The sequence below is a fragment of the Kribbella antibiotica genome (genome assembly GCF_004349055.1).
GTDB lineage: Bacteria > Actinomycetota > Actinomycetes > Propionibacteriales > Kribbellaceae > Kribbella > Kribbella antibiotica.
This window is the reverse complement of record NZ_SMKX01000135.1, coordinates 1-25409: the sequence shown is the minus strand read 5'-3', so window position 1 is coordinate 25409 and position 25409 is coordinate 1. Positions and strand designations below refer to the sequence as shown.

General features: G+C 66.6%; 17 protein-coding genes. 6 read left to right on the top strand and 11 right to left on the bottom strand.

The window, feature by feature from the left end; translation table 11 throughout:
* Positions 1 to 202: 202 nt before the first annotated feature.
* The 5 genes from E1263_RS32705 to E1263_RS32685 all read right to left on the bottom strand — a co-directional run bounded on the left by E1263_RS32705 (position 203) and on the right by E1263_RS32685 (position 6944).
* Entirely contained in the window at positions 203 to 1087 is an 885-nt protein-coding gene (locus E1263_RS32705) for a carbohydrate ABC transporter permease (protein WP_132174470.1), read from the bottom strand.
* Positions 1087 to 2052: a carbohydrate ABC transporter permease gene (locus tag E1263_RS32700; protein ID WP_132174468.1), complete on the bottom strand. Its 966-nt coding sequence runs from the start codon at positions 2050 to 2052 to the stop codon at positions 1087 to 1089. The genes E1263_RS32705 and E1263_RS32700 overlap by 1 nt, the downstream gene beginning before the upstream one ends.
* Positions 2049 to 3332, bottom strand: coding sequence for an ABC transporter substrate-binding protein (locus E1263_RS32695; protein WP_132174466.1), 1284 nt, complete (start codon positions 3330 to 3332; stop codon positions 2049 to 2051). Before E1263_RS32695 ends, E1263_RS32700 begins: the two co-directional genes overlap by 4 nt.
* A gap of 262 nt (positions 3333 to 3594) precedes the next feature.
* Complete coding sequence (locus tag E1263_RS32690; protein ID WP_132174464.1) at positions 3595 to 5730, bottom strand: 3-hydroxyacyl-CoA dehydrogenase NAD-binding domain-containing protein; 2136 nt, start codon at positions 5728 to 5730, stop codon at positions 3595 to 3597.
* Entirely contained in the window at positions 5727 to 6944 is a 1218-nt protein-coding gene (locus E1263_RS32685) for an acetyl-CoA C-acetyltransferase (RefSeq protein WP_132174462.1), read from the bottom strand. Before E1263_RS32685 ends, E1263_RS32690 begins: the two co-directional genes overlap by 4 nt.
* Positions 6945 to 7029: 85 nt before the next feature.
* Between E1263_RS32685 and E1263_RS32680 the strand changes: the two genes are divergently transcribed.
* Positions 7030 to 7767, top strand: a complete 738-nt coding sequence (locus tag E1263_RS32680) for a MerR family transcriptional regulator (protein ID WP_132174460.1) — start codon at positions 7030 to 7032, stop codon at positions 7765 to 7767.
* Between the two features lie 74 nt (positions 7768 to 7841).
* Positions 7842 to 11180 (top strand): DEAD/DEAH box helicase, encoded by a 3339-nt coding sequence (locus E1263_RS32675; RefSeq protein ID WP_132174458.1) that lies wholly within the window; start codon positions 7842 to 7844, stop codon positions 11178 to 11180.
* Between the two features lie 3 nt (positions 11181 to 11183).
* On the opposite strand, the gene E1263_RS32670 is transcribed toward E1263_RS32675, so the two are convergent.
* The 3 genes from E1263_RS32670 to E1263_RS32660 are packed head-to-tail and all read right to left on the bottom strand — an operon-like array spanning position 11184 to position 12760.
* On the bottom strand, positions 11184 to 11444 hold the full coding sequence (locus E1263_RS32670; RefSeq protein ID WP_132174456.1) for a DUF6510 family protein: 261 nt from the start codon (positions 11442 to 11444) through the stop codon (positions 11184 to 11186).
* Between the two features lie 3 nt (positions 11445 to 11447).
* Positions 11448 to 12194, bottom strand: coding sequence for a ferredoxin reductase (locus E1263_RS32665; RefSeq protein WP_132174454.1), 747 nt, complete (start codon positions 12192 to 12194; stop codon positions 11448 to 11450).
* Positions 12164 to 12760 carry a molybdopterin-dependent oxidoreductase gene (locus tag E1263_RS32660; RefSeq protein ID WP_132174452.1) on the bottom strand — a complete coding sequence of 199 codons (597 nt, stop codon included), beginning with the start codon at positions 12758 to 12760 and terminating at the stop codon, positions 12164 to 12166. The genes E1263_RS32665 and E1263_RS32660 overlap by 31 nt, the downstream gene beginning before the upstream one ends.
* 78 nt (positions 12761 to 12838) lie before the next feature.
* Between E1263_RS32660 and E1263_RS32655 the strand changes: the two genes are divergently transcribed.
* Positions 12839 to 13945, top strand: a complete 1107-nt coding sequence (locus E1263_RS32655; RefSeq protein WP_132174450.1) for an alpha/beta hydrolase — start codon at positions 12839 to 12841, stop codon at positions 13943 to 13945.
* Positions 13946 to 14106: 161 nt separating this feature from the next.
* On the top strand, positions 14107 to 17838 hold the full coding sequence (locus E1263_RS32650; RefSeq protein WP_132174447.1) for a beta-galactosidase: 3732 nt from the start codon (positions 14107 to 14109) through the stop codon (positions 17836 to 17838).
* Here the strand turns inward: E1263_RS32650 and E1263_RS32645 are convergent.
* Positions 17831 to 18973, bottom strand: coding sequence for an acyl-CoA dehydrogenase family protein (locus E1263_RS32645; protein ID WP_132174445.1), 1143 nt, complete (start codon positions 18971 to 18973; stop codon positions 17831 to 17833). The two genes, E1263_RS32650 and E1263_RS32645, sit on opposite strands and share 8 nt — an antisense overlap.
* A gap of 15 nt (positions 18974 to 18988) precedes the next feature.
* Complete coding sequence (locus E1263_RS32640; protein ID WP_132174443.1) at positions 18989 to 20110, bottom strand: CaiB/BaiF CoA transferase family protein; 1122 nt, start codon at positions 20108 to 20110, stop codon at positions 18989 to 18991.
* Positions 20111 to 20618: 508 nt separating this feature from the next.
* On the opposite strand from E1263_RS32640, the gene E1263_RS32635 reads away from it, so the two are divergent.
* On the top strand, positions 20619 to 23006 hold the full coding sequence (locus tag E1263_RS32635) for a phosphocholine-specific phospholipase C (protein ID WP_202869159.1): 2388 nt from the start codon (positions 20619 to 20621) through the stop codon (positions 23004 to 23006).
* On the opposite strand, the gene E1263_RS32630 is transcribed toward E1263_RS32635, so the two are convergent.
* Positions 22987 to 23526 (bottom strand): DinB family protein, encoded by a 540-nt coding sequence (locus E1263_RS32630; protein WP_132174441.1) that lies wholly within the window; start codon positions 23524 to 23526, stop codon positions 22987 to 22989. The genes E1263_RS32635 and E1263_RS32630 overlap by 20 nt on opposite strands.
* A gap of 206 nt (positions 23527 to 23732) precedes the next feature.
* On the opposite strand from E1263_RS32630, the gene E1263_RS32625 reads away from it, so the two are divergent.
* On the top strand, positions 23733 to 24626 hold the full coding sequence (locus E1263_RS32625) for a type IV toxin-antitoxin system AbiEi family antitoxin domain-containing protein (RefSeq protein WP_132174439.1): 894 nt from the start codon (positions 23733 to 23735) through the stop codon (positions 24624 to 24626).
* Positions 24627 to 25409 lie beyond the last annotated feature (783 nt).

The following is a 25409-nucleotide window of genomic DNA, read 5'->3' as shown; positions in this document are numbered from 1 at the left end:
CTCCTACCACCACGCCGAACCCGCATCAGCCCCCGCGCAGTCAAACGCGCACAATCGAAATACCCCGCCAAACAAGCAAAACTCGACCGCACCACCTACAAAGCCACCATCACCATCAACCTCCCCGCCACCACCCCAAACCGCCTTAACTAACCGGCCTTGGGGTGAACCCATCAGATTGCGGGAGGCGGAGCGAGCTCCTTCAGTCCTTGATGCCGGATTGGGTGACGCCTTGGATCAGGTAGCGCTGGAGGAAGGCGAAGATCAGGACCAAGGGGAGTATCGAGACTGCTACTGCCATGAAGAGTTCGTGGATGTTGACCGTTTGGGCGGTGACGAAGGTGGACATCGCGACTTGGATGGTCCAGGAGCTGGAGTCCTGGCCGATCACCAAAGGCCACAGGAACGAGTTCCAGTTGCCGATGAAGGTGATGGCGGCGATGGCCGCGAAGAACGGCAGTGAGTTCGGGACGACGATGCGCCAGAAGACACCGAAATAGCCGGCTCCGTCGACGCGGGCCGCTTCTTCGAGCTCTTTGGGAAAATTCAGAAAATATTGCCGGAACAGGAATGCGGCGAATCCGCTGAACAGCGTGGGGATGATGAGACCGCGCAGGGTGCTGACCCAGCCGAGCGACGAGACGACGATGAAGCTGGGGATGAAGGTGACCGCGCCCGGGATCATCAGGGTGGCGACGATCGCGTAGAAGACCTTGTCGGCGTGCCGGTAGGGAATGCGCGCCAGGCCGTAGCCGGCCAGCGAGGCGAGCAGGATCTGGCCACCGGTGCCGAGGATGCCGACGACGGCGGAGTTGTACAGCGCCCGCGCGATCGGGACCTCGGTGTCGCTGAAGAGTTCCTTGATGTTGCCCCACTGCAGTTCGGGCGGGAACAGCGTCCAGTCCGGTGCGGTGATGTCGGCCTCGGTCGACAGGGCGTTGCGGAGGATCAGGTAGAAGGGCAGCAGGAAGAGGACCACCGCGATCAGCAGGGCGATCCAGCGCAGTACGCCACCGACCCGGCCCAGCGGGCTGCGGGTGTAACCGATGGGCTCCAAAGTGCCTGAGGTGCGTTCGGCCGTGGCCATCAGTCACCTGCCTTTCCGAAGCCGAAGACGCGCGTCTGCAACTGCGTCACGATCATGATGATGACGGCCAGGATGAGGGCGCCGGCCGAGCCGTGCCCGAGGTCCTGGATCGACCCGAGCGATATCCCGTACAGGTAGACCAGTGGCGGCCGGGCGTAGTTGACGTTGCCGATCAGGTTGTAGAACTCGTCGAACGCCTGATAGGCCGCGATCAGGTTCAGGATCAGCACCGACACCGACGTCGCGCGCAACTGCGGCAGCGTGATGTAGCGGAAGATCTGCCAGCCAGGCTTGGCGCCATCCACGTACGCCGCCTCGTACAGCGACGGGTTGATCCGCTGCAGGCCCGCGATGAACAGGATCATGTAGAACCCGAGCTGCAGCCACAACCGGACCGAGATGATCGGGATCCAGTACCACGGCGGATCGACGGTCGACAGCCACGCGATGTTCTCCACGCCGAACCAGCTGAGCACGGTGTTCGCCAGACCGAACCGGACGCCGTTGAAGATCGACAGCTTCCAGATCAGCGAGGCGACGACGTACGAGCAGGCTGTCGGCAGGAAGAACACCGAGCGGAAGAACGCCTTGGCGACCTTGACCTGGTTGACCAGCAGCGCCAGCGCGAGCGACATCACGAACGTCAGCGGCACGATGAAGACCGCGAAGACCGTGAAGGTGCCCAGGCTGGACAGGAAGTTCCGGTCGGTCAGCATGTCGATGTAGTTCTGCAGACCGACGAACTTCGACGGGGTGACCGTGTTGTAGGCCTCGAAGAAGCTGAGGACCAGGCTCCAGATGATCGGCAGGTAGGAGAAGATCAGCAGCCCGGCCACGAACGGGCCGACGAACAGCCAGAACGTCCGGGTGGTCCCGGCAATACCCTTCTGTCGCTTGCCTCCAACCCGCCGCTTGCCGGCAGCGACGGGCTCGGTCGGTACGACGTCCTGTGCGCTGCTGCTCATCCGAACAGCCGCGACAGCTCTTGATCGACCGTCTTCTCGGCCTTCGTGATCTCCGCGGAGGGGTCAGCTCCCTTCTTGATCACGTTGGTCAGAAGATCGGTGAACGCGGTCCCCATCTTCGGGGTCCAGGACGGGTTGTCGGTGTGGCCGAACTCCGTGGTCAGCTTGACGGTCTCGGCGGCGACGCCGCTCTGCAGTTTGGCTGCCTTCGCGGCGAGCGACTTGCGCGGCGGGATGTGGAAGCCGTAGTTCAGGCACCAGTCCTCCTGGAACTCGGCCTGGTCGATCCACAGCCACTTCACGAACTTCTTGGCCGCATCGACGTTCGCGCTCTTCGCCGAGACGAACTGCGTCCAGCCACCGGAGTACACAGCCGGCTTGCTCTGCGCGTCGAGGGCCGGGAAGGCGAAGACACCGAGGTCGTCGCCGAGCGCCTTCACCATGCCCGGCACGGCCCACATGCCGATCCACTGCATCGCGACGAGGCCCTGGTTGATGGCGCCCGGATCCCACCAGTCGGTCGGGGCACCCAGCAGGACGGACTTGTCGGCGTACATCTGGTGCAGCTTGCCGAGAGCGGACGCGGCCCGGTCGTTGGTGAAGCCGGGCTTCTTGTCGTCGGTCAGGTAGGTGCCGCCGGACGACCACAGCGCGGGACCGCCGAGGGCGTTACCGCCGTCGTTGCCGACGAAGATGCCCTTCACCTTGTCGGTGGTGAGCTCCTTGGCGGCGGCGACCAGGTCGTCGATGGTCTCCGGCGGCTTGATGCCGGCCTTGTCGAGCATCGACTTGCGGTAGTAGATCACCTGCGGGTCGACGATCATCCGGATGCCGTAGACCTTGCCGTCGATCGTGTTCGTGGCCAGGTCGCCTTCGGAGAAGTCGCTCTTCACGTCGGCGATGATGTCGTCGAGCGGCACCACCTGGTTGCTCTTCACCATGCCGATATTGAGCTGGCTCTCGAACACGTCCGGACCGTTGCTCGACAGCAGCCCGGAGGCGAGCTTGCTGCCGTAGTCACCAGGGGTCCATTGGACGGCCACGTTCGCATCCGTATAGGCCTTCGCGTACTTGATCGCGGCCTGCTGGGTGCCGGCTTCGCCGTACTGGTGGAACCACTGCGCGAGGTTGACCTTCGCGCCGCCGCTGCCACCTCCACCGGACGGTCGGCCGGTGTTGCCACCGCAGGCCGCTGTGAACGCTGCGAGCGCGGCCAGACCACCGGCCCGCTTGAGCAGATCCCGCCGGTTCAGACCAGCGTTCGGAACATGAGCAGGCATGAATTCCACCTTCCCTCAGAGCAGCGCCGCAGGGGTTAGAGGCGCCAGGAGTTCCGAGTTACTTAACAGCGTTAAGCATCTCCGATTTCGCACACGATACAACTAAATCAAACATTCCAACAGCCTCCACCTGGAACGTAGCCGGGTGAATCGTTGGAGAAGTACCAGGCACACTGACCCAAAAGCGCGCCCGGCGCAAGACCGGGCGCGCTGCTATTTGTTCGATTGTGTGGAATGTTGCGCGTACGGTATCGGCCCGTGATCAGTTAAACGTTTTCCCGTCGGCCGCCATCCGGATCAGCGACTCTGTCGGAGCAAAGCGCTCACCGTAGACCGATGCCAATTCCGTTGCTCTTTCAACGAACTTCGCGACGCCGTACGAGTTGATCGCCTGCAATGCGCCACCGAGCAGCGGCGGGAACCCGATCCCGAAGATCGAGCCGATGTTCGCGTCGGCGACCGAGCGGAGCACGCCCTCGTCCAGGCAGCGGACAGTCTCCAGCGACATGATGAACGTGAACCGGTCCTGGATGTCGGTGAGCGAGGCGTCCGACGTACCGGTGAAGTGCTCCCGCAGCCCGGGCCACAGACGCTTCGGCCCATCGGCCGGGTAGTCGTAGAAGCCCGCGCCGGCTGCCTTGCCGGTGCGATCGAACTCGTCGATCATCCGCCCGACCACGTCCATCCCGGCGTGGTCGCTGAAGGGACCGGCGCTGTCACCGGCCGCGATGGCTCCGTCGCGGATCTTCCGCGGCAGCGTCAGCGTGACCTCGTCCAGCAGCGTCAGCGGCGGTGCCGGGAAGCCGGCCAGCGAGGCCGCGCGCTCGATCATCACGGGGTCGACGCCCTCGCCGACCATCGAGGCGCCCTCCATCACCAGCGTGCCGAAAACCCGCGAGGTGAAGAAGCCGCGGCTGTCGTTCACCACGATCGGCGTCTTCTTGATCTGCCGTACGACGTCGTACGCCTTCGCGAGGGTTCGGTCGGACGTCTTCTCCCCCACGATCAGCTCGACCGCGGGCATCCGGTCGACCGGCGAGAAGAAGTGCATCCCGACGAAGTCGTCCGGCCGGTCGATCCCGTCGGCGAGCGAGGTGATCGGCAGCGTCGACGTGTTCGAGCAGAGCAGTGCGTCGGGCTCGATCACCCCTGCGATCTCGGCGAAGACCTTCCGTTTGAGCTCTTCGCTCTCGAAGACCGCCTCGATCACGAGGTCGGCACCGGCGAGGTCGTTCGGGTCGGCGCTCGGCGTGATCCGGCTGAGGAACTCCTCGACCTGCGCGGGCGTCTTGCGGCCCTTCTGCACCTGCTTGGCGAGCAGCTTCTCCGAGTACGCCTTACCCTTCTCGGCGGCCTCCAGCGAGATGTCCTTGAGGACGACCTCCATGCCGGCCTTCGCGCACTCGTACGCGATTCCGGCGCCCATCATGCCCGCACCCAGGACGCCGACCTTGCGCGCCTTGTACGCCGGTACGCCGTCCGGCCGCGAAGCCCCGGCGTTGATCGCCTGCAGGTCGAAGAAGAACGCCTTGATCATGTTCTTCGCGATCTGACCGGTCGCCAGCGAGACGAAGTACCGCGACTCGATTCGTGATGCGGTGGCGAAGTCGACCTGCGCGCCCTCGATCGCCGCGCTCATGATCGCCCGCGGCGCCGGGTACGGCGCACCCTTCAGCTGCTTGCGCAGGTTCGCCGGGAAGGCCGGCAGGAACGCGGCCAGCTTCGGCGACGACGGCGTACCGCCGGGGATCTTGTAACCGTCGCGGTCCCACGGCTGCTTCGCATCGCCCTCGTACGACGTGATCCAGGCGCGCGCCGCCGTGAGCAGCTGATCGGCCGGCACCACCTCGTCGACGATCCCGACCGACTGAGCGTGCGCAGGCTTCATCCGCTGCCCCTGCAGCAGGACCTTCATCAACGCGTCCTGCAACCCGAGCATCCGGACGGTCCGCGTCACACCGCCACCACCGGGCAGCAGGCCGAGCGTCACCTCCGGTACGCCGATCTCGATCCGGTTGTCATCGGCAACGATCCGGTGATGCGTCGCCAGCGCGATCTCCAGCCCGCCGCCGAGCGCCGTACCGTTGATGGCAGCAACAACCGGTACGCCGAGGGTCTCGAGCACCCGCAGTTGGCGCTTGACCTCCTCGACCATGTCGAAAACCTGCTGCGCATGCTCCGGCTGGATCTGCACCAGCTGCTGCAGGTTGCCGCCGGCAAAGAACGTCGACTTGGCGCTGGTGACGATGACGCCCTTGATCGAGTCCTTCTCGGCCTGCAGACGCTCGATCGTCGCGCCCATCGCCGCGACGTACGCGTCGTTCATGGTGTTCGCCGACGCGTCGGGGTCGTTCATCGTCAGCGTGACGATGCCCTCGATGTTGCTCCACTCGATCATGCCGCAAGCCTCTCGATGATCGTCGCGACGCCCATGCCGCCGCCGACGCACAGGGTGGCCAGACCGTAGCGGAGCTCGCGCCGCTCCAGCTCGTCCAGCAGGATTCCGATCTGCATCGCACCGGTGGCACCGAGCGGGTGCCCGAGCGCGATCGCACCGCCGTTCACGTTCACCTTCTCGTGCGGGACGCCGAGGTCGTTCATGAAGTGCAGGACCGCCGCGGCGAACGCCTCGTTCATCTCGTACAGATCGATGTCCGACGCCTCGAGCCCAGCCTTCGCCAGCGCCTTGCGGGCGGCCGGGGCCGGACCGGTCAGCATGATCGTCGGGTCGGCGCCGCTCACGCCCACAGCGACCACACGGCCGCGCGGGGCCTGCCCGAGGGCCTCCCCCGCCTTAGCGCTGCCGACTGCCACCAGTGCGGCGCCGTCGACGATGCCCGACGAGTTCCCGGCGTGGTGCACGTGGTCGATCCGCTCGACCTTGACGTACTCCTCCAGCGCTACCGCGTCGAAACCACCGTGCTCACCGATCGCCGCGAACGACGCGGGAAGACCAGCGAGCGTCTCAACCGTCGTACCGGGCCGGACCAGCTCGTCGTGATCGAGGATCTGCAGACCGTTGCGGTCCACAACCGGTACGACGGAACGCGCGAAGTAGCCGTTCGCCCAGGCCTTGGCGGCTCGGGCGTGCGACTCTGCGGCGTACGTGTCGACGTCGGTCCGGGAGAAGCCGTCCATGGTCGCGATCAGGTCGGCGCTGATGCCTTGCGGGATGAAGCCGGTGGCCAGTGCGGTCTCCGGGTCCATCGCCCAGGCGCCGCCGTCCGAACCCATCTTCACCCGCGACATCGACTCGACGCCGCCAGCCAGGATCAGGTCCTCCCAGCCGGAGCGGATCCGCTGCGCGGCCTGGTTGACGGCCTCCAGACCGGAGGCGCAGAACCGGTTGAGCTGGACGCCACCGGTCGTGTTCGGGTAGCCGGCCATCAGGACGGCGGTCCGGGCGATGTCCATGCCCTGGTCCCCGATCGGCGTCACCACGCCGAGGACCACATCGTCGATCACCGCCGGGTCGAGCTGGGGGTTGCGGGTGCGGTACTCCTCCAGCAGGCCGGTGATCAGCTGGATCGGCTTCACCTCGTGCAGGGCGCCGGTCGGCTTGCCCTTGCCGCGCGGTGTCCGGATCGCGTCGTACAGGAAGGCTTCACTCATGATGTTCCCGTCGGTCGAGTCGTCACCCGCATTGTGACAGTGTTGGTGTCACGGTCGTCAAGGGGGCTCGTTTATGATCTCCGCCATGCCTGACTCTCCGGACGACGCCACTCTGACGGTCGACGAACTGTCGACGCGGGTGGGGATGACCGTCCGGACGCTGCGGTTCTACGCCGGGCGCGGCCTGATCCCACCGCCCGTACGGCGCGGCCGGGTCGGGTATTACGGCGCCGAGCACATCGCCCGGCTCGATCTCGTCCGGGAGCTCCAGGCGCATGGGTTCACGCTCTCGGCGATCGAGGGCTATCTGGAGCGCATCCCCGCCGACGCGACCCCCGAGGACATCGCGCTACACCGCACCCTGCTCACCCCGTGGATGCGCGACCTCCCCGAGACTCTCGATCGGGCCGCGCTGGTACGACGTACTGGTCGCGACCTGAGTGATGACGACATCGTCGCCTTGGTGGCACTCGGTGTCGTGGAACCGACGCCGGACGAGGACGTCTTCCATGTCGCGACCGCTCATCTCGGGCTCGGCGCCGAGCTGCTCGACCTCGATCTGCCGGTCGACGCCGTACTGGCCGTCACGAAAGTGTTCTCCGAACACGGCCGGGCGATCGCCGAGGAGCTGACCGAGGTGTTCCGGACGATGGTCTGGCCGCACTACCGCGATTCGGGTGGAGCGCCGGAGCACATCCAGCAGCTCGTCGAGCGGTTCAAGCCTGTGACGATCCAAGGGCTCGTGATCGCGTACGAGCGTGCGGTCGGCGAGACGCAGCGCGAGACGATCCGCCGTACCCAGAGCAAGCGCGGTAAGCGGTAGAAATCGCCGAAGTTCAGGAGGCCCGCGAAGACTTTTCTGGCGAATCTGTCGGAAGCGGCGGCTAGCGTTCACGTATGAAGTCGGTGAGCGTGGGTGATCTGAGTCCTGCCGAGGTGAGGCGAGCCGTCGGTGCGGCGACCTACGCCAAAGGCCTCGACTACGCCCGCAGCAGAGCTGTCAGGTCGATGTGGTGGGACCCCGAGGCGAGCGTGCTGCACGGTCGGGTGCGCGGTCGGCTGGAAGAGTTCTACGAGACGATGGTCCAGCTCTCATCGGCTGGTGACGGCCGAGCGGAGTATGTCCGAGGTGAGTGCAGCTGCCCGGTCAGGTTCGACTGCAAACATGCCGCCGCGTTGGCCCTGGAGGCGATCGCGTCCGCCGCAGTGGCACCGGCCGTCGCACAGCCGTCCTTGCCAAGTTTCCGCCAGCCGGCCAAGCCGAAGCCCCCTCGACCGGTAGTGGTACGGCCACCGACCTGGGAGGACTCCCTTGGCCTGCTCCTCCGGCCAAAGGCCGCCGCGAACGACCGTGCGCACGCGGCGCCGCTCGCGATCGAGCTGACCTTGTCCACCGGCCTCTCTTCGTATCCTGCGGAGCGGTCGGCGCCGGATCGGATTCGGCTGCTGGGGCGCGTCGTGAAGGCGGGCCAGACCGGCTGGATACGGGGAAACCTGAGCTGGAGCAAGCTGAGCAACCCCTACGGCGAGCTGGTCGCTGCGCACGCACAGGTACTCAAGGAGCTCTATGCCTCCTACAACTCGCGCCGAACAGACGTCAGCTACGCCAGCGATGACAAGCTCATCATGCTGTCCGACTTCAACACCGAGCAGCTCTGGACGCTCTTGGACCAAGCCTTGGCCACCGGTGTGCGGTTGGTCTACAGCAAGAAACGTCAGGGCGACCTCGACCCGTACGACAGCGCCGAGTTCAGTCTCGACGTCACGAACGACGCAGCGGGCGACGCGCTGCTGGTCACGCCAGTTCTTCGATTCGCAGCTGACGGTGACGGACCAGCACGAGACTCGGTGCCGCTCGGGTTTGTCGGTTCCGAGGGACATGGCCTGATCTGGGCAGACCGGACAGAGCTGGAAGCCTCACCAGGTCTGGCCGACCTGCGATTCCAGCTGGCCAGGCTTTCCCGGCCCGTGCCGCCGGGGCTCCAGCAGACGGTGCTGGCCGGGCAGGGGATCCGGATCCCCACGACCGAAGCCGCCCGCTTCCGCGCCGAGTACTACCCGCAGCTTCGGCAGGTGGCGGCGGTCAGCTCGTCGGACGGGTCGTTCTCGCCGCCGGTGGTCTCCGGCCCGCAGCTGAGTATCCACGCCGAGTACGGCGATCTTCACGAGCTCGATCTCAGCTGGAGCTGGCTCTATCAGGTCGACGACTTGCCAGTCCGGGTGCCACTGGAGCCAGGCCCGTCCGAGCTCGGCCTGTACCGCGATCCGGACAAGGAGTACGAGATTCTGACCGGTCTCGACCTGCCGGAGGAGTTCCGCTCCGAGACCAGTTTCCGGGGCCTCGAAACCATGCAGTTCAGCACCGAACTGCTTCCGCGCCTGGCTGCGCAGCCTGACGTGGACATCGTGGTGAGCGGCACCCCGGTCGACTATCGCGAGGCGGGTGATTCGCTGACCATCGCGGTCTCCACCTCAGCGCCGGCCGGTACGACGGACTGGTTCGACCTAGGGATCACGATCACGGTCGAGGGCGCGAAGGTCCCCTTCGTCGACGTCTTCCGTGCCCTGACCGCCGGGCGGTCCTATCTCCTGCTGGCCAACGGGGCCTACTTCAGCCTGGACAAGCCGGAGCTGCAGACGCTCCGGACCCTGATCGACGAGGCTCGGGCCCTCCAGGACTCCCCAGGAGACAGCCTCAAGATCAGCCGCTACCAGGTCGGGCTGTGGGAGGAGTTTGAGGCGCTGGGGGTGGTCGGCCGCCAGGCGAAGGCCTGGAATCTGCAGCTCACCGCGTTGCGGTCCGTCGACTCGGCAGTCCGGACAGAGCTGCCCGCCACGATCCATGCCTCACTGAGGCCCTACCAGGTGGACGGATTCCGCTGGCTGGCGTTCCTGTGGAAGTTCGGGCTCGGCGGCATTCTGGCCGACGACATGGGGCTCGGTAAAACCCTGCAGACACTGGCCTTGATCGCCCATGCCAAAGCGACCGAGGCCTCGCTCGCGCCGTTCCTGATCGTCGCGCCCACGAGCGTCGTGTCGAACTGGCCGTCCGAGGCGGCCCGGTTCGCGCCGGGGCTGAAGGTCGTGTCGATCTCCGACACCCTGCGTCGCCGTGGACAGACACTCGACGAAGCGATCGGCGACGCCGATGTCGTGGTGACCTCCTACACGCTGCTCCGCCTGGACATCGATGCGTATGCCGACCGACCGTGGTCGGGGCTGGTGCTTGACGAGGCCCAGTACGCCAAGAACCACCAGTCGAAGCTCTACCAGTGCTGCCGACGCCTGCCGGCGCCTTTCAAGCTGGCCATCACCGGCACGCCGATGGAGAACAACCTGATGGAGCTGTGGTCGCTGCTGTCGATCACCTCGCCCGGCCTCTTCCCCAGCCCCAAGCGCTTCGACGAGCACTACGCCCGCCCGATCGAAAAGCAGAGCGACTCCGAGCGGCTGGCCCAGCTGCGCCGGCGGATCAAACCGCTGGTCAAGCGCCGGACCAAGGAGCAGGTCGCGGCCGATCTGCCGGCCAAGCAGGAGCAGGTGATCGAGGTGGAGCTTCAGCCTCGGCACCGCAAGCTCTACCAGACCCACCTGCAGCGTGAGCGGCAGAAGATCCTCGGCCTGGTCGCCGACCTCGACAAGAATCGGTTCACGATCTTCCGGTCGCTGACTCTCTTGCGGCAGCTCAGCCTGCACGCCGGATTGGTCGACGATAGCCACAGCGGTCTGCCCAGCGCGAAGATCGAAGCGCTGATGGAGCAGCTCCCCGACATCATCGGTGGTGGGCACCGGGCCGTGATCTTCAGTCAGTTCACTTCGTTCCTTGATCTGGTCCGGCAGCGGCTGGACGCAGACGGCGTGGAGTACTGCTATCTCGACGGCAGCACTCGCAACCGGCCGGACGTGCTGGCGAGGTTCAAGGATGGCGACGCGCCCGTGTTCCTGATCAGCCTCAAGGCGGGCGGTGTCGGCCTGAACCTGGCCGAAGCCGACTACTGCTTCCTGCTCGACCCGTGGTGGAACCCGGCCACCGAGGCGCAGGCGGTGGATCGGATCCACCGGATCGGGCAGCAGCGCACGGTGATGGTCTACCGCTTGATCGCCAAGGACACGATCGAACAGAAGGTGATGGAGCTGAAGGAGCGCAAGGCAGCCCTGTTCGCCAGCGTGATGGACGAAGGAAACGCCTTCGGCGCCGGCCTGGACGCCGACGACATCAGGGGATTGTTCAGCTGACGGTCAGGAGGTAGGTAGCCGGAGATACGTCAGGCCGCGGAGGTCGACGTACGTCTCGGTGGGTGTAGTGACGACGCGCAGCAGCACGTGATCGCAGCCTGGACAGCGGGCCACCATGCCGGGTGCGTTCAGGTAGAGGCGGGTGTCGGCGAAGACACCGGTCTGGCCACAGCCGTCGCAGCGGGCGATCGCGGCCGTCACATCGACCGCGAACACCTCGCTCAGTGCGCCGGCGGCGGCGTTGCCGTCCAGATAGTCGGTCATCGCTCAGCCTCCTGTCGGTCCGAAGCGTTCGGTCCTGATGCGGTCTGGATTGTGGCCTGCGGCAACTAATAGGTCCGCCACGGTTTCGACGAAGGGCGTCGGGCCGCAGACATACGTCGTCGGGTCGTCGGTTGGCTTGAAGGCGAGGCGATCGATCACCTCGGCGTCGATGCGGCCGACCCGAGGCTCCCCTGGCGGGGCTTCGCGGGTGTAGACGAGACTGACGTGGACGTTGTCGGCGCTGGCCAGGTGCTTGAGGTCATCCACGTAGATGACCGACTCGGGACGGCGGACGGAGTACAGCAGCCGGACTGGCGTCGTACTAGCGGTGTGGGCCTGGAGCATCGCGCGCAGCGGCACGATGCCGGAGCCGCCACCGATCAGCTGCACCGGCCCCTCCTGCTCAGGCTTCCAGACGAACCAGCCGCCGACCGGGCCGCGCAACTCCAGCGGATCGCCAGGCTTCAACACCCCCACCAGGTACGGCGAGACTTCGCCATCAGGCACCTGCTCGACGGTGAGCTCAATCGTCGAGGAAGTGCCTGTCCAGGCGGAAGCGATCGAATAAGACCGGGACGCGCGGTAGCCGTCGTCCGCGGTGAGCCGGACATCGAGGTGCTGGCCCGCGAGGTGACCGGGCCAGTCCGGAACGTCGAGCACGATGGTGCTGGCGGTCGCCGTCTCCCGCCGCACCTCGGCGACGGTCGCGACCTGCCAGCTCAGTCGCCGGCGTACCGCTGTTCTTTCCATGGGTCTCCGTACTCGTGATAGCCGGCGGTCTCCCAGAAGCCGAAGTCCTCGGTGTCGGACAGCGTGAGCCCGCGGACCCACTTCGCGCTCTTCCAGAAGTACAGATGCGGCACCAGCAACCGCGCCGGGCCGCCGTGCTCGGAATGGATCGGCTCACCCTCGTACTCGTACGCGATCCAGGCCTGACCGTCGAGCAGATCGTCCAGCGGCAGGTTGGTCGTGTAACCGCCGTAGCTGCTCACCAAGGCGAAGTCGGCCCCGGTCTCGACATCCGCGAGCAGCGTGTCGAGCGAGACGCCCTGCCACTCCGTCTGCAGCTTCGACCACCGGGTCACACAGTGGATGTCCTTGGTGACCTCCTCGGACGGCAACGCCATCAGCGCCGCCCAGTCCCACTTGTGCTTCGCACCGGACTCCGTGGTCACGGTGAATTCCCAGTGTTCCGTCCGCACCTGCGGCGTCGGGCCTGCCGACAGCACCGGAAAATCGTGAGTCAGGTACTGCCCGGGCGGAAGCTCCTCCGCACTGCGCCGACGACCGGTGAACCCCGGCGAAACGATCCCCATGGCTGACCTCCCTCAAGCATCCTGAGGGCAGTCAACCACAGCTGACAACCATTCTGGAGACCTCCGCGTGAGGCGTGCATGAGGAAACTGCTGACCGCCGTCACCGCGCTCACCGCGCTACTGGTGCCGACGGCAACCACCGCCCAGGCCTCGACCGTCCACTCCGTCAGAACGGCGACGTACTCGCTGGGTGAACTGACCGGCGTCGTTCACTATCCGAAGGATCTGACCGGGCATAAGTACCCGGTCGTCCTGATGTCGCACGGCCTGTGGATCACCTGCGCCGACAAGCAAGCCTGGGAAGACCAGGACTACGAGAAACTCGCCGCCTGGCCGTGCGCAAACGGTACGCCGGCCATCCCGAGCTACCGCGGTTACGACTACGCCGGTACGGCGCTCGCCGCGCAAGGCATGATCGTCGTCTCGATCGACGCAAACAGCGTGATCAACCTGATGGGCCAGGAACAGGACGTTGCCAGGGCCTCGCTCATCAGCCGCCACCTGCAGATGTGGCAGCAGTTGTCAGCCACCGGCGGCGGACCGCTCACCGGCAAGCTCCCGGTGAACTTCAAGGGCCACGCCGACCTGATGAACGTCGGCCTGATGGGCCACTCCCGCGGTGGCCGCGGCACCCTGTTCGAGGCCGCCGACGTGAACCAGAAGAACTGGCCGGCCGGAGTCCGGATCAAAGCCGTCGTACCGCTGGCTGCAGCCGAGCCTTATTCCCCCGACGACGACCCGGACAACCCCGAACTCACCAACTACCGGATCACCAACATCCCAGTCGCATCCTTCGTCGGCAGCTGCGACCGCGCCGTCGACGGACACCTCCGCTATCTCACCGCCCACAACAAGCAGCCGTTCTACGAGTACTACGTCCACGGCGCGAACCACAACTTCTACAACACCCAATGGTCACCAAGCAGCGGTCAGGTCGGCGCATACGACGACGCCGCTTCCGAACCGCCTCGCCCGTCTGCCAACCACTGCACCGCCGACGACGACCACACCCGCGCCGACAAGCAGCTCACCGAGACCCACCAACGCCTGCTCTCGACCACCTACCTGTCCGCCTTCTACCGCCGCTACCTGCTCAACGACAAAAGCGTCGTACCGGTCCTGAACGGCACCGTCCAGCCCCTCAAGTCCTTCGCCACCATCGACGTCCTGACAGATCTGCCGTAGTTGCGTCAGCTCCCGATAAATCTAGGTAGATCGGATCTACGTAGATCCGATCTACCTAGAACGCATTTCCAGCTGGGTCGAAGGGTCGTTGCCGCCTGGGCTGGGATGTGCTTTTCTCGCATGGAGATGATGTCTTCGGTATATCGGAATTAGGAGCTGCCATGCGCCGGTGGAGCATTGCGCTGGGGACCGTCCTGCTGCTGGTGGTGGGACTGCTCGCGACCACGACGGCCGCGGCAAGCCGACCGGCGACCGGGCGGGTGCCAGCCGGGCAGGCGGCGGTTGCGCACACCGTGGGGTACGACAAGTACTCAGTGATTCTGGACGGGGAGCGGGAGTTCCTCTGGGCAGGCGAGTTTCACTACTGGCGGCTGCCCAGTCCGGATCTGTGGCGCGACGTCCTGCAGAAGATGAAGGCCGCCGGGTTCAACGCGACCTCGATCTACTTCCACTGGGGCTACCACTCCCCCGAGCCCGGGGTGTACGACTTCACCGGCGTCCGCGACGTCGACAAGTTGCTCGATATCGCCGCCGAGGTGGGGATCTACGTGATCGCCCGGCCCGGCCCCTACATCCACGCGGAGACGAGCTCGGGTGGATTCCCGTCGTGGCTCAAGTTGCAGACCGGGGTGGCTCGTAGCGATGCGCCCGACTACCTGGCGGCCGCGAAGGACTGGCTGCACCGGATCGACACGATCATCGCTCGCCACCAGTACACCAACGGCACCGGCACCGTCCTCGCGTACCAGATCGAGAACGAGTTCTATCTGGACCGGCCGACGTACATGCAGGCTCTCATCGATCAGGCCCGGGCCGACGGGATCACGGTGCCGACGATCGGGAACCAGGAGCGGTGGACGACCGGGGTGGGGGCGGTCGATCTGCCCGGGACCCGCGACGAGTACCCGAACGGCTTCAGCTGTCCCGACGACGGCTGGGGACCGTTGCCGACGCTGACCAGGCCGGCCGGAGCCGAGAACAAGCCACTCGCCACCTGGGAGTACGGCAGCGGCTCGATCGACGAAGGTGGTCACGGGTTCGACGCCTGCCGGCAGCGCACGAACGAGCAGTACGAGCGGGTCTTCTTCAAGAACCTCATCGGCCAGGGTGAGACGGTCGCCAACTTCTACATGGCCTTCGGCGGTACGTCGTGGGGCTGGCTGCCGTGGGGTCGTTACGTCTACTCGTCGTACGACTACGCCGCCCCCATCGACGAGTCACGCCGGCTGGGACCGAAGTACGACGAGATGAAACGCCTCGGCTATCTCGTCCGAGCGGTCGCGCCGTTGGCCAAGACCGACCCGGGCATTCTTGGTCAGGCGCCGTCCAACCCGGCCGTCAACGCCATGGTCCGCCGCAACCCGGACACCGGCACCCAAGCCATCGTGCTGCGGCACGCCGACCACACCTCCAAGGCAACGGCGACCACCACGATCGGGCTGTCCACCGACGACGGCGCTTACCCCACCGTGCCGCAGCAAGGCACGATTCGCCTTGCAGGGCGTGATTCCAAGCTGCTACTCGCCGACCACGACCTAGGGGCGAGTCACCTCGTCTATTCGACCTCCGAACTGCTGACCCACGTCACCACCGATCGCGACGTCGCAGTGCTCTACGGTCGCTCCGGCGAGTCGGGTGAATCCGTACTGCGGTTCTCCAGCCAGCCGCAGGTGGCCGTCCAGTCCGGCACGGCCCAGTCGAGTTGGGATCCGACCCGACGAGACCTGCGGCTCAACTACAGCCATGCCGACGGGGCGCCAGTCCGGGTGTTGATCAGTGGTGGCGGACTGGCGCGGCCGCTGCAGCTGATCCTCACGTCCGACGCCGATTCGGCGCAGTACTGGCGACAAGGGACCGCGCTGATCCGTGGACCCCAGTTGGTCCGTACGGCGAAGACGACTGGCGGCACGCTCGCATTGACGGGAGACACCACGACCGCGACTGACCTAGAGGTGTGGGCACCGGCTGCGTCGGCGATCAGCTGGAACGGGGCGGCCGTCCCGACCTCCCAGACCGCCGCGGGCAGCCGTCTCGGCAGCGTCGGTGGACCCGTCGCGATCGGGGCATTGCCTGCGCTGAACTGGCGCTACCAGGGCGACACCGCCGAGGCGCAGACGTCGTACGACGACTCCACCTGGGCGCGGGCACTCGAGCGCACCGCGACCATCAACCACGGCAACACCTGGTACCGCGGCCATTTCGCCGGTGTCGGCGCCGAGACCAGTACGTCGATCACGGTCTGGACCGGGAAGTCTGGGACGTACGCTGTCTGGCTGAACGGCACCTATCTGGGTGGCGGCGAGGGCGGCCCCGAAGCGGTGTCGGCGTCGTTCCCGATTCCGGCCGGGGTGACGCGCGCCGGGCAGGACAACGTGCTGGCGGTCCTGGTGGACAACACCGGCCACGACGAGATGTTCGTCGGCTCGGATGTCGAGACCCACAAGAATCCCCGCGGACTGACCGTCGCCACTGTGGCGGGGTCCGCCGCCACTATCGACTGGCGGATCCAAGGCGCCGCCACCCTCGACAAGGTGCGGGGGCCGATGAACACCGGGGGCCTCGGCGGCGAGCGAGCCGGCTGGTCACTGCCCGGCTATCCCGATACCGGCTGGCCGGGCGTGACACTGCCGCACCGGCCGGGACAGCCGGGCATCGGCTGGTATCGCAGTACTGTCGACCTCGCCCTGCCCGCTGGGCACGACGTACCCCTTGGAGTCAGCTTCGAGGGTCTGCCGGACCGGGCGCTGCTGTTCGTCAACGGCTGGCAGTTCGGCCGAGCAGGCGGCGGGCCGCAGCGGGTCTTCCCGATTCCGCCCGGCATCCTCGACCCGAACGGGCGGAACAGCCTGGCCGTCGCTGTCTGGTCTCTCAACGGCTCGACTGCCGGGCTCGGTCCGGTGAAGCTCGTGCCGCTGGGCAACGCGAAGACCTCTCTCACGGTGTCCAAGGTGCCTGCGCCGTCGTACGATCCCGCGCTCTTCCCGCGCCCGGTCGCACCGTCGAGCCCTGTCTCCGTGAGCGATCTGCCCTTCCTCGCCGAAGCCAACGGGTGGGGGCCGGTCGAGCGGAACAAGTCGGTCGGCGAGTCTCAGCCTGGCGACGGGCGGACGTTGAGCCTGCGCGGTCAGACCTTCACCAAAGGCCTCGGTATGCACTCGGCCGGCGACGTCTCGCTCTATACCGGTGGACGCTGTACGACGTTCACCGCGACAGTCGGTATCGACGATGAGGCCAACGCCCCTGGTTCGGCAACCTTCACCGTGGTGGCCGATGGCCTGCCGGTGGCGACTACCGGCGTACTGACCAGGGCGTCCGCAGCGCAAGTGCTCAGTGCTGATGTCACGGGTGCGCGCCAGGTCGATCTGGTCGTGGCGGACGGCGGTGACGGCGCCCAGCAGGACCATGCGGACTGGGCTGACGCCCGGCTGGTCTGCGGTACGTCGGTGGGGCAGCCACCGCCGCGCGCCGGGCACACCTATTTCCTGGCCAACGCCAACAGTGGCAAGTACGCCGACGTCTATCAGGGGTCGGGTGCGGACGAGGCACCAATCGTGCAGTACCTCGGGACGGGTCAGCCGAACCAGCGCTGGCGGATCGGGGACGCGGGCGGTGGGGCCGTCTCCCTGACGTCTGTGCACAGCGGCCGCTGTCTGGACGTCTGGCACGGGTCGCCGGACGACGGAGCGCCGATCATCCAGTGGGGCTGCTCGGGTGGTCCGAACCAGAAGTGGACCTTCCGGCCAGCCGGTGACGGCACCTGGACGGTCGCCTCGGCGAACACCGCGAAATGTCTGGATGTCAGCGCTTCATCGACGGCCGACGACGCCAAGCTCGTGCAGAACACCTGCACCGGTGCAGCCGCCCAGCGCTGGCGGCTGGTCCTGCTCAGCTGAGGATGACTCTTCCGATGATCTCCTTCATGATTTCGGTGGTGCCGCCGTAGATGGTTTGGACGCGGGTGTCGAGGTAGGCCTTGGCGATGGGGTATTCGGTCATGAAGCCGTAGCCGCCGTAGAGCTGCAGGCAGCGGTCGACGACCTTTTTCTGCAGCTCGGTGGTCCACCACTTCGCCATGGCTGCCTCGGCGACGGTGAGGGTGCCCGCGTTCAGTTCGGTGACGCAGCGGTCGACGAAGACGCGGGCGATCTGGACCTCGGTCGCCAACTCGGCGATCACGAAGCGGGTGTTCTGGAAGGCTGAGATCGGGCGGCCGAAGGCTTTGCGGTCCTTGACGTAGCGGATGGTTTCGGCGAGGACGTTCTCGCTGGCCGCGGCGGCGATGACGGCGATGGCGAGGCGTTCCTGCGGCAGCTTCTCCATCAGGTAGATGAAGCCCTTGCCCTCCTCGCCGAGCAGGTTCGCGGCCGGGACGCGGACATCGTCGAAGAAGAGTTCGGCGGTGTCCTGGGCCTTCAGGCCGATCTTGTCGAGGTTGCGACCGCGCTCGAAGCCTTCCATGCCGCGCTCGACGACGATCAGCGAGATGCCCTGGGCACCGGCCTCCGGGTCGGTCTTGACGACCACGATCACGAGGTCGGCCAGGATGCCGTTGGAGATGAAGGTCTTCTGGCCGTTCAGGACGTAGTGGTCGCCGTCGCGGCGGGCGGTGGTCTGGATGCCCTGCAGGTCGCTGCCCGCGCCGGGCTCGCTCATCGCGATGCCGGTGATCGTCTCGCCCGAGCAGAAGCCCGGCAACCAGCGGGCCTTCTGCTCGTCGTTCGCATAGTCGAGCAGGTACGCCGAAACGATGTCGGTGTGCAGAGAGAAGCCGACACCGCTCGCGTGAGCCCGAGCCGTTTCCTCCAGCAGGACAGAGTTGAACCGGAAGTCGCGCACCCCACCGCCGCCGTACTCCTCCGGGACCATGAAGCCGAGCAGACCGGTCGCGCCGGCTGCGGTCCACAGCTCCCGCGGCACGATGCCGGCCTCCTCCCAGCTGTCGTGGTGCGGGACGATCTCCTTGTCACAGAAGGCCCGGACGGTCTCCCGGAAGGCGTCGTGATCGGCATCGAAGAGCTGGCGTTCCACAGGCGGATCCTCGTTTCAGATCTGTACGGCGGCGCCGGCCTGCAACAGACCGTCGATATCGGTGATGCCCCAGTCGGCGAGCGCCTCGCGGGTGTGTTCACCGGCACGCGCGGGCGGCCGGTCGAGAGTGGTCGGCGTACGGGAGAAGCGGGGTGCCGGTGCGGCCTGGCGGACGCCGTCCTTGTCGACGAACGTGCCGCGGGCATTGAGGTGGGGATGACTGGCTGCAAGGGGAAGCACGGGCGCCACGCAAGCATCGGAGCCGTCGAAGAGCTCGGTCCACTCGGCCTGCGTCCGCTGCCGGAACGTCTCGGCCAGAACCTTGTGCAACTCGGGCCACTTGGCCAGGTCGTAGCGATCCGGCACCTCGATGCCGAGCTTGCTGATCAGCTCGGCGTAGAACTGCGGCTCGATCGCGCCGACCGCCATGTGCTGGCCATCGGATGTCTCGTACACGTCGTAGAACGGCGCGCCGGTATCGAGGATGTTCGTCCCGCGCTCCTGCTTCCACGATCCACCGGCGAGTGCACCGAGCAGCATGGTGGTCAGGTGCGCTGAGCCGTCCACGATCGCGGCGTCCACCACCTGGCCCTCGCCGGTGCGCTGGGCGTTGTGCAGCGCGGCCAGTACGCCGACGACCAGGTAGAGCGAACCGCCGGCGAAGTCGCCGAGAATGTTGGCCGGGACCTGCGGCGGTCCCCCGGCGCGGCCGATCATGTGCAGCGCGCCGGAGAGTGCAAGGTAGTCGATGTCGTGCCCGGCCGACTGGGCCAGCGGACCATCCTGCCCCCAGCCGGTCATCCGGCCGTAGACGAGCCGCGGGTTGATCGCCGCGCAATCGTCGGGGCCTACGCCGAGCCGCTCCGCAACCCCCGGCCGGAACCCTTCGACCAGTACGTCGGCCTCCGCCACCAGGCGCCGTACGACATCGATCGCCGCGGGGTTCTTCAGGTCGAGCGCAACGTTGCGGCGCCCCCGGTTGACGAGCTCGAGCTCGGGCGGTCCCATCGCTAGCCCGCCGCCGGGGCGCTCGATCCGCAGTACGTCGGCGCCGAGCTCGGCCAGCAGCATGCAGGCGAACGGCGCCGGGCCGATACCGGCCAGCTCGACGACCTTCACGCCTTCCAGGGGTCCCATGCAGACCATTGTGACAGTGTCACTGTCACAGTCGTCAAGTCATCCGGTGTGGCCGCGCGGTCGGCGTGGGGGCGTGGGGGCGCCGCCAGCAGGTTCGGGCCCTGCAGGCGACGGTGAAATCCAGCGGTTGGTGCACTGCCTGAGTGGAGGTGCCGGACAGCGACCAATGCGAACTCGGCGGAGGAATGAAGTCCGCCGAGCCGCCCGAACGACCGGGAGCCGAGGTGCTGGTCCGGCGCCGGATCGGCGAAGGGCAGCGAGGGGGACCTCGACCACAAGGAATGAGAGCGTACTTGGACCAACTCGACGTCAGATCGTCGCCGGGGTCTCGGGCGCTGACTTGTGACGGTAGCACCGCTGCCACCGCGAGAGAACGGTTCGGTACGCCGCCAAGTGACTATCAGGGCAACATCAGTTGCTTGATCTTGACGAGGCCCGCCGAGCGCTTTACACCGTTACCGACCGTTCTTCACCTCTGTGCCGCCGCCCCGACAGAACAGGTGTACCGATGACGATCGACCGCAGAGACTTCCTCAAGGCCGCTGGAGTGAGCGCCGGTGTGTTTGCCGCGCTGCCTGCCAGCCTTCAGCGCGCGCTCGCCGCTCCCGCCCCGACCGGTGGTCTGGAAACCATCGAGCACGTGGTGATCCTGATGCAGGAGAACCGTTCCTTCGACCACTATTTCGGTACGCTCCGCGGGGTTCGCGGATTCAACGATCCGCTGGCCCGGACGCTGTCGACCGGTCGGTCCGTCTTTCACCAGCCGAATGGGTCTGGCTACGTGCTGCCCTATCCGGTCGCGAGTCAGTACATGACCGGCACGCCGCACGACTGGGGCAGCGGCCACCGCGCTTGGAACGGTGGCAAGAACGACCAGTGGATTCCGCAGAAGACGAAGTACACGATGGCTACCCATCTGCGGTCCGAGCTGCCGTTCTACTACGCCCTCGCCGACGCCTTCACGATCTGCGACGCGTACCACTGCTCCGAGCTCGGGCCGACGAACCCGAACCGGTTCTACCTGTTCAGCGGGATGCTCGGGTTCGAGCCCGGTACGTCGAATCGCGCCATCGGCAACGATGCGTGGCAGAACCCGGGACACACCGGGTACACGTGGACGACGTACGCCGAACGACTGGAAGCGGCGGGCAAGACCTGGAAGGTCTACCAGGAGTGGGACAACTACGGGGACAATTCCCTCGACTACTTCAAGAAGTTCCTCGACATCGGGCGGAAGGCGCTCGCGCAGACGCCGTACAAGAAGCTTGAGTTCTTCTACAACCAGGGCGTCCGGCCGGGGAACGCGTCCCAGCGAGCAAGTTTGCTGCAGCAACTGGCCGCGGGGGTCGCGACTTTGAGTGCGGCTGAGCGTCGGTTGTACGACCGCGGTCTGGCACGGGTTGCGGCCGATCAACTGGTCCCTGCTTTTGGGGACGACGTTGCTGCTGGTCGACTGCCGGCGGTGTCGTGGATCGTGGCGCCGGAGCCGAAGTGTGAACACCCGGCGTGGGGGCCGGCCGAGGGCGCGAACTTCACCAAGGAGATCCTCGACAAACTCGCCTCGAACCCGGCCGTGTGGAACAAAACCGTTGTCCTGATCACCTACGACGAGAACGACGGGTTCTTCGATCACGTACCGCCGCCGATGCCGCCGGTGAATGCGGACCAGGGGCAGTCGACCCCCGGTATCGCCGACGAGATCGTCAACGGTGAGGCAATCGGATTCGGGAACAGGGTCCCGATGCTCGTCGTCTCGCCGTGGAGCCGCGGCGGCAACGTGTGCTCACAGGTCTTCGACCACACGTCCGTGCTGCGGTTCCTGGAGAAGTGGTCCGGCATCGCAGAGCCCAACATCTCTGCTTGGCGACGCGCGGTCGCTGGTGACCTCACCTCCGCTCTCGATCTGACGACGGCGAACCCCAGCTACCCGACGCTGCCCGCGACTCCCCCGACGCCCGGCTGGGAGACGACGTACCCGGCTCCTCCTTCGGCGCAGGCCTTGCCGGTGCCGGAGGCCGGACCGCGTGCTGCACGACCGCTGCCGTACACGTTGACTGTGTCGGGGCGGGTTGCCTCCGACAACTTCTGGATCGACTTCAGCAACGCTGGGGCGGCGGGTGCGCACTTTTATGTGTACGCGAACGCCTTCCGCACCGACGGGCCGTGGCGCTACACGGTAGGTGCCGGGAGCAACGTTTCCGACTACTGGCAGGCCGGTACGCCGAGTGGCGCCTACGATCTGAGCGTTGTCGGACCGAACGGCTTCGTCCGGCGGTTTGCCGGGAACCGGATCACCGCGACTTCGAGCGGGAATGCCAACCCCGAGGTCACACTGCGGTATGCGCCGGCCGACAACCTGGTCTGGCTGAAGATGACGAACTCCGGCTCGAAAGCCTGCGTGATCACCATCCAAACCAACAACCGCGCCGGCGGCCCGTGGACGTACGGGGTCGGCGCGGGCGCAACTGTCGAGGACTGGTGGAGCACGGGGAACGGCGCCGCTGGCTGGTACGACCTGACCGCGACCGCCGACACCACCGACGGCTTCACCCGGCGCTTCGCCGGACATCTGGAATCCGGTACGGCGAGCATCAGCGACCCAGTGATGTCGTCCGGCCGCCTCAACTACGCGGTCCGCTCGTCCGACGCGCAGGAGCTCCAACTCGACCTCGGCTCCGCCCGAACCGTCACCGCGGTCACCTACGTGCCGAAGCAGGCGGGCACCTACGAGGTCTACCTCAGCACCGACGGCACCAACTGGGGTTCCGCCCACACGACGGGCCGGTTTGCCGACACCAACGCCAAGACCATCCGCTGCTGGCCGACCACCGCTCGCTACCTCCGCCTGCGCACAAACCTCCCGAACACCACGGGGATCACGCCTCTCGGCTGGTGAAGGCTTCCGCCGCACGCTGAATGGTCAGGTAGTACTCACTCGTTCTGTCTTCGTTGTCGATCAGCTCCCGGATGATGTCGGCGTGACCCGCATGATGCGCGGTCTCGTCGACCATCCGCACCAGCAACGCCCCAAACGTCGTACGCCGCTTCTCCTCTGCCCAATGCGGAACTTCAGCCGGCGCATCCAGCTCCAGCAGCGCAACCGACTCATCACTGTGCGCACAAGCCGCGCGGTACAGGCCGGTGATGTACTCCGAGCTCTCCGTCGGCTGCACCCACATGTCGGCCCCGTCCCACACCGAGCCATCCGCGTCCCAAGGCAACTGCTCTGCCGGCGGCCGTCCCACGCTCGTGCCCAGATACACGTACTCGATGCCCGCCAGGTGCTTCACCAGCCCGAGCAAGTTGGACCCCGACGCCACCAACGGCCGCCGCTGGTCGTATTCACTCAACCCGTCCAGCTTCGCCAGCAACAAAGCCCGAGTGCCCTTGAGATAGTCATGCAGAACCGTCTTCATACCTCCGCACGCTAGCGCTCGCCGCCGACAATTCCCTGCGGCGGCTTTCCCGCCGACACGAACAACTGCAGGTGGTCTGGCACCGGCCCACCGCCCAGGCTCAGACCACCCGCCTTGATCGGCCCCAACGCCCGTACCTGCAGTTCTTCGTGCTGGCCTGTGGATAACTCAAGCCACGATTCCGCGGATTTTGGCAAGCTGGTGGGATGCCTCTTGTTGCCGACACCCTGGCCTCGTTGGACGGCTCGGCCGCTGCCGCCCAGTTGCGTCTGCTCGTCCCGCGGGCCGCCTTGGAGCGGGCCGTGCAGAGCGGCGAAATCGAACGGGTCGCCCGCGGGGTCTACGCGTTGCCCGGCTTGGGCCCGGAGCGCTTGGCGGCCCTCGCGTACGACGGCGTGGTGTCGCACCTCAGCGCCGCTCACCTCTGGGGCCTGCCGCTGCTGGATCAGCCGGACAAGCCGCACATCATCCTCCCGCCCCGGCGTCACCCGCGCTACGACCGCCCGGCCGTCCTGCACTGGGCCACGGTCACCGCCGAGGAGCGCCGTACGCGGATCACTACACCGCTCCGGACCGTCGCCGACTGCACGCGAATCCTCCCGTTCGGTGAAGGGCTCGCCGTCGCCGACGCCGCTCTTCGTGCCAGGCTGGTCACTCAGTTCGAACTCCACCAGGCAGCGACGAACATGCGCGGTCCCGGACGACCGAACGCACTCCTGATCGCAGCCGCCGCGACAGCACTCGCGGAAAGCTTCCTCGAATCAATCCTCCGCGGTCGCGTGCTCACCGCCGGCCTCACCGGTTTCGAGCCCCAGGTCGAGATCTACGACGAGACCGGTTTCATCGCCCGCGTCGACCTCGGTCATCGGCCGGCCCGGCTCGCCGTTGAGGCCGAAGGCCGCGAGTTCCACAGCTCGGCCACTGCCTTGAACGCCGACTGCCGCCGCTACAACAACCTCGTCGCCGCCGGCTGGCGGGTCCTCCGCTTCACCTACCAGCAGATCATCAACGAGCCGGACTGGGTCATCAACCGAATCCAAACCGCACTCGCCCTCAGAACCCTCACCCCACTCACCACCCGCCTTCCCCACGCCGCCTAGCCACTGCAGCACCTCCAACTGCAGCCAGTCCGCGCGCCTCGCGATCCACATCCCGGCCGAGGCCACCACCGGAATCACCGACAACCCGTCGTACCAGCCCCGCGGGCGCCGCCGCCGCAACACCAACAACTGCAAGTAGTCCGCCTGAGCCCGCAGTCCACACCGGAGCGCCCCGCGGGTTGATCCATCACCTGCCCACCACCTGCAGTCCGTCGTGTCGGCGCGCACGAACCCGACGTCTCGACGAACACCAGCGGATCCAGCGCGCGGTAGCATTAACAACTGCAAGTGGTGCCCGCGAGCCCACGAATTCAGGCCGGGGGCGACACGAGCCGACCCCCAAGCGCCGACCACCTCCAGTCCGTCATGCCGCCGCACACGACGGGACCCGGCACACGACGACCGCCCAACCGCGCGGCACGAACAACTGCAGATGGTGCCCCCGAGTCGCGAGTTCAGGCGGGCGCCTGGCTGGCAGAGGCGGTGGGCATGGACTACCTGCAGTCGGTATGCCGGAGCCCACGCCAAGCGGGCACCCCGGCAAACGGCCGGCGGATCGAGTCCAGCGGCATCAGCAACTGCAGGTAGTCCGCGCCAGCCGCAAATCCACGCAGGAGTCCAACCCGAACGGGCCGGCCCAGGTACCACCTGCAGCTCGTCGTGCTGACTCGGTGGCCGCGGCGGCCTCTCCGGCGGCCCGCCGGGAGCCCGGATCCTGGCGGCATTAGCCACTGCAGGTGGTGCGCGCGAGCGCGCGCTTCAGGCGGGGCAGCGGGGCAGCGG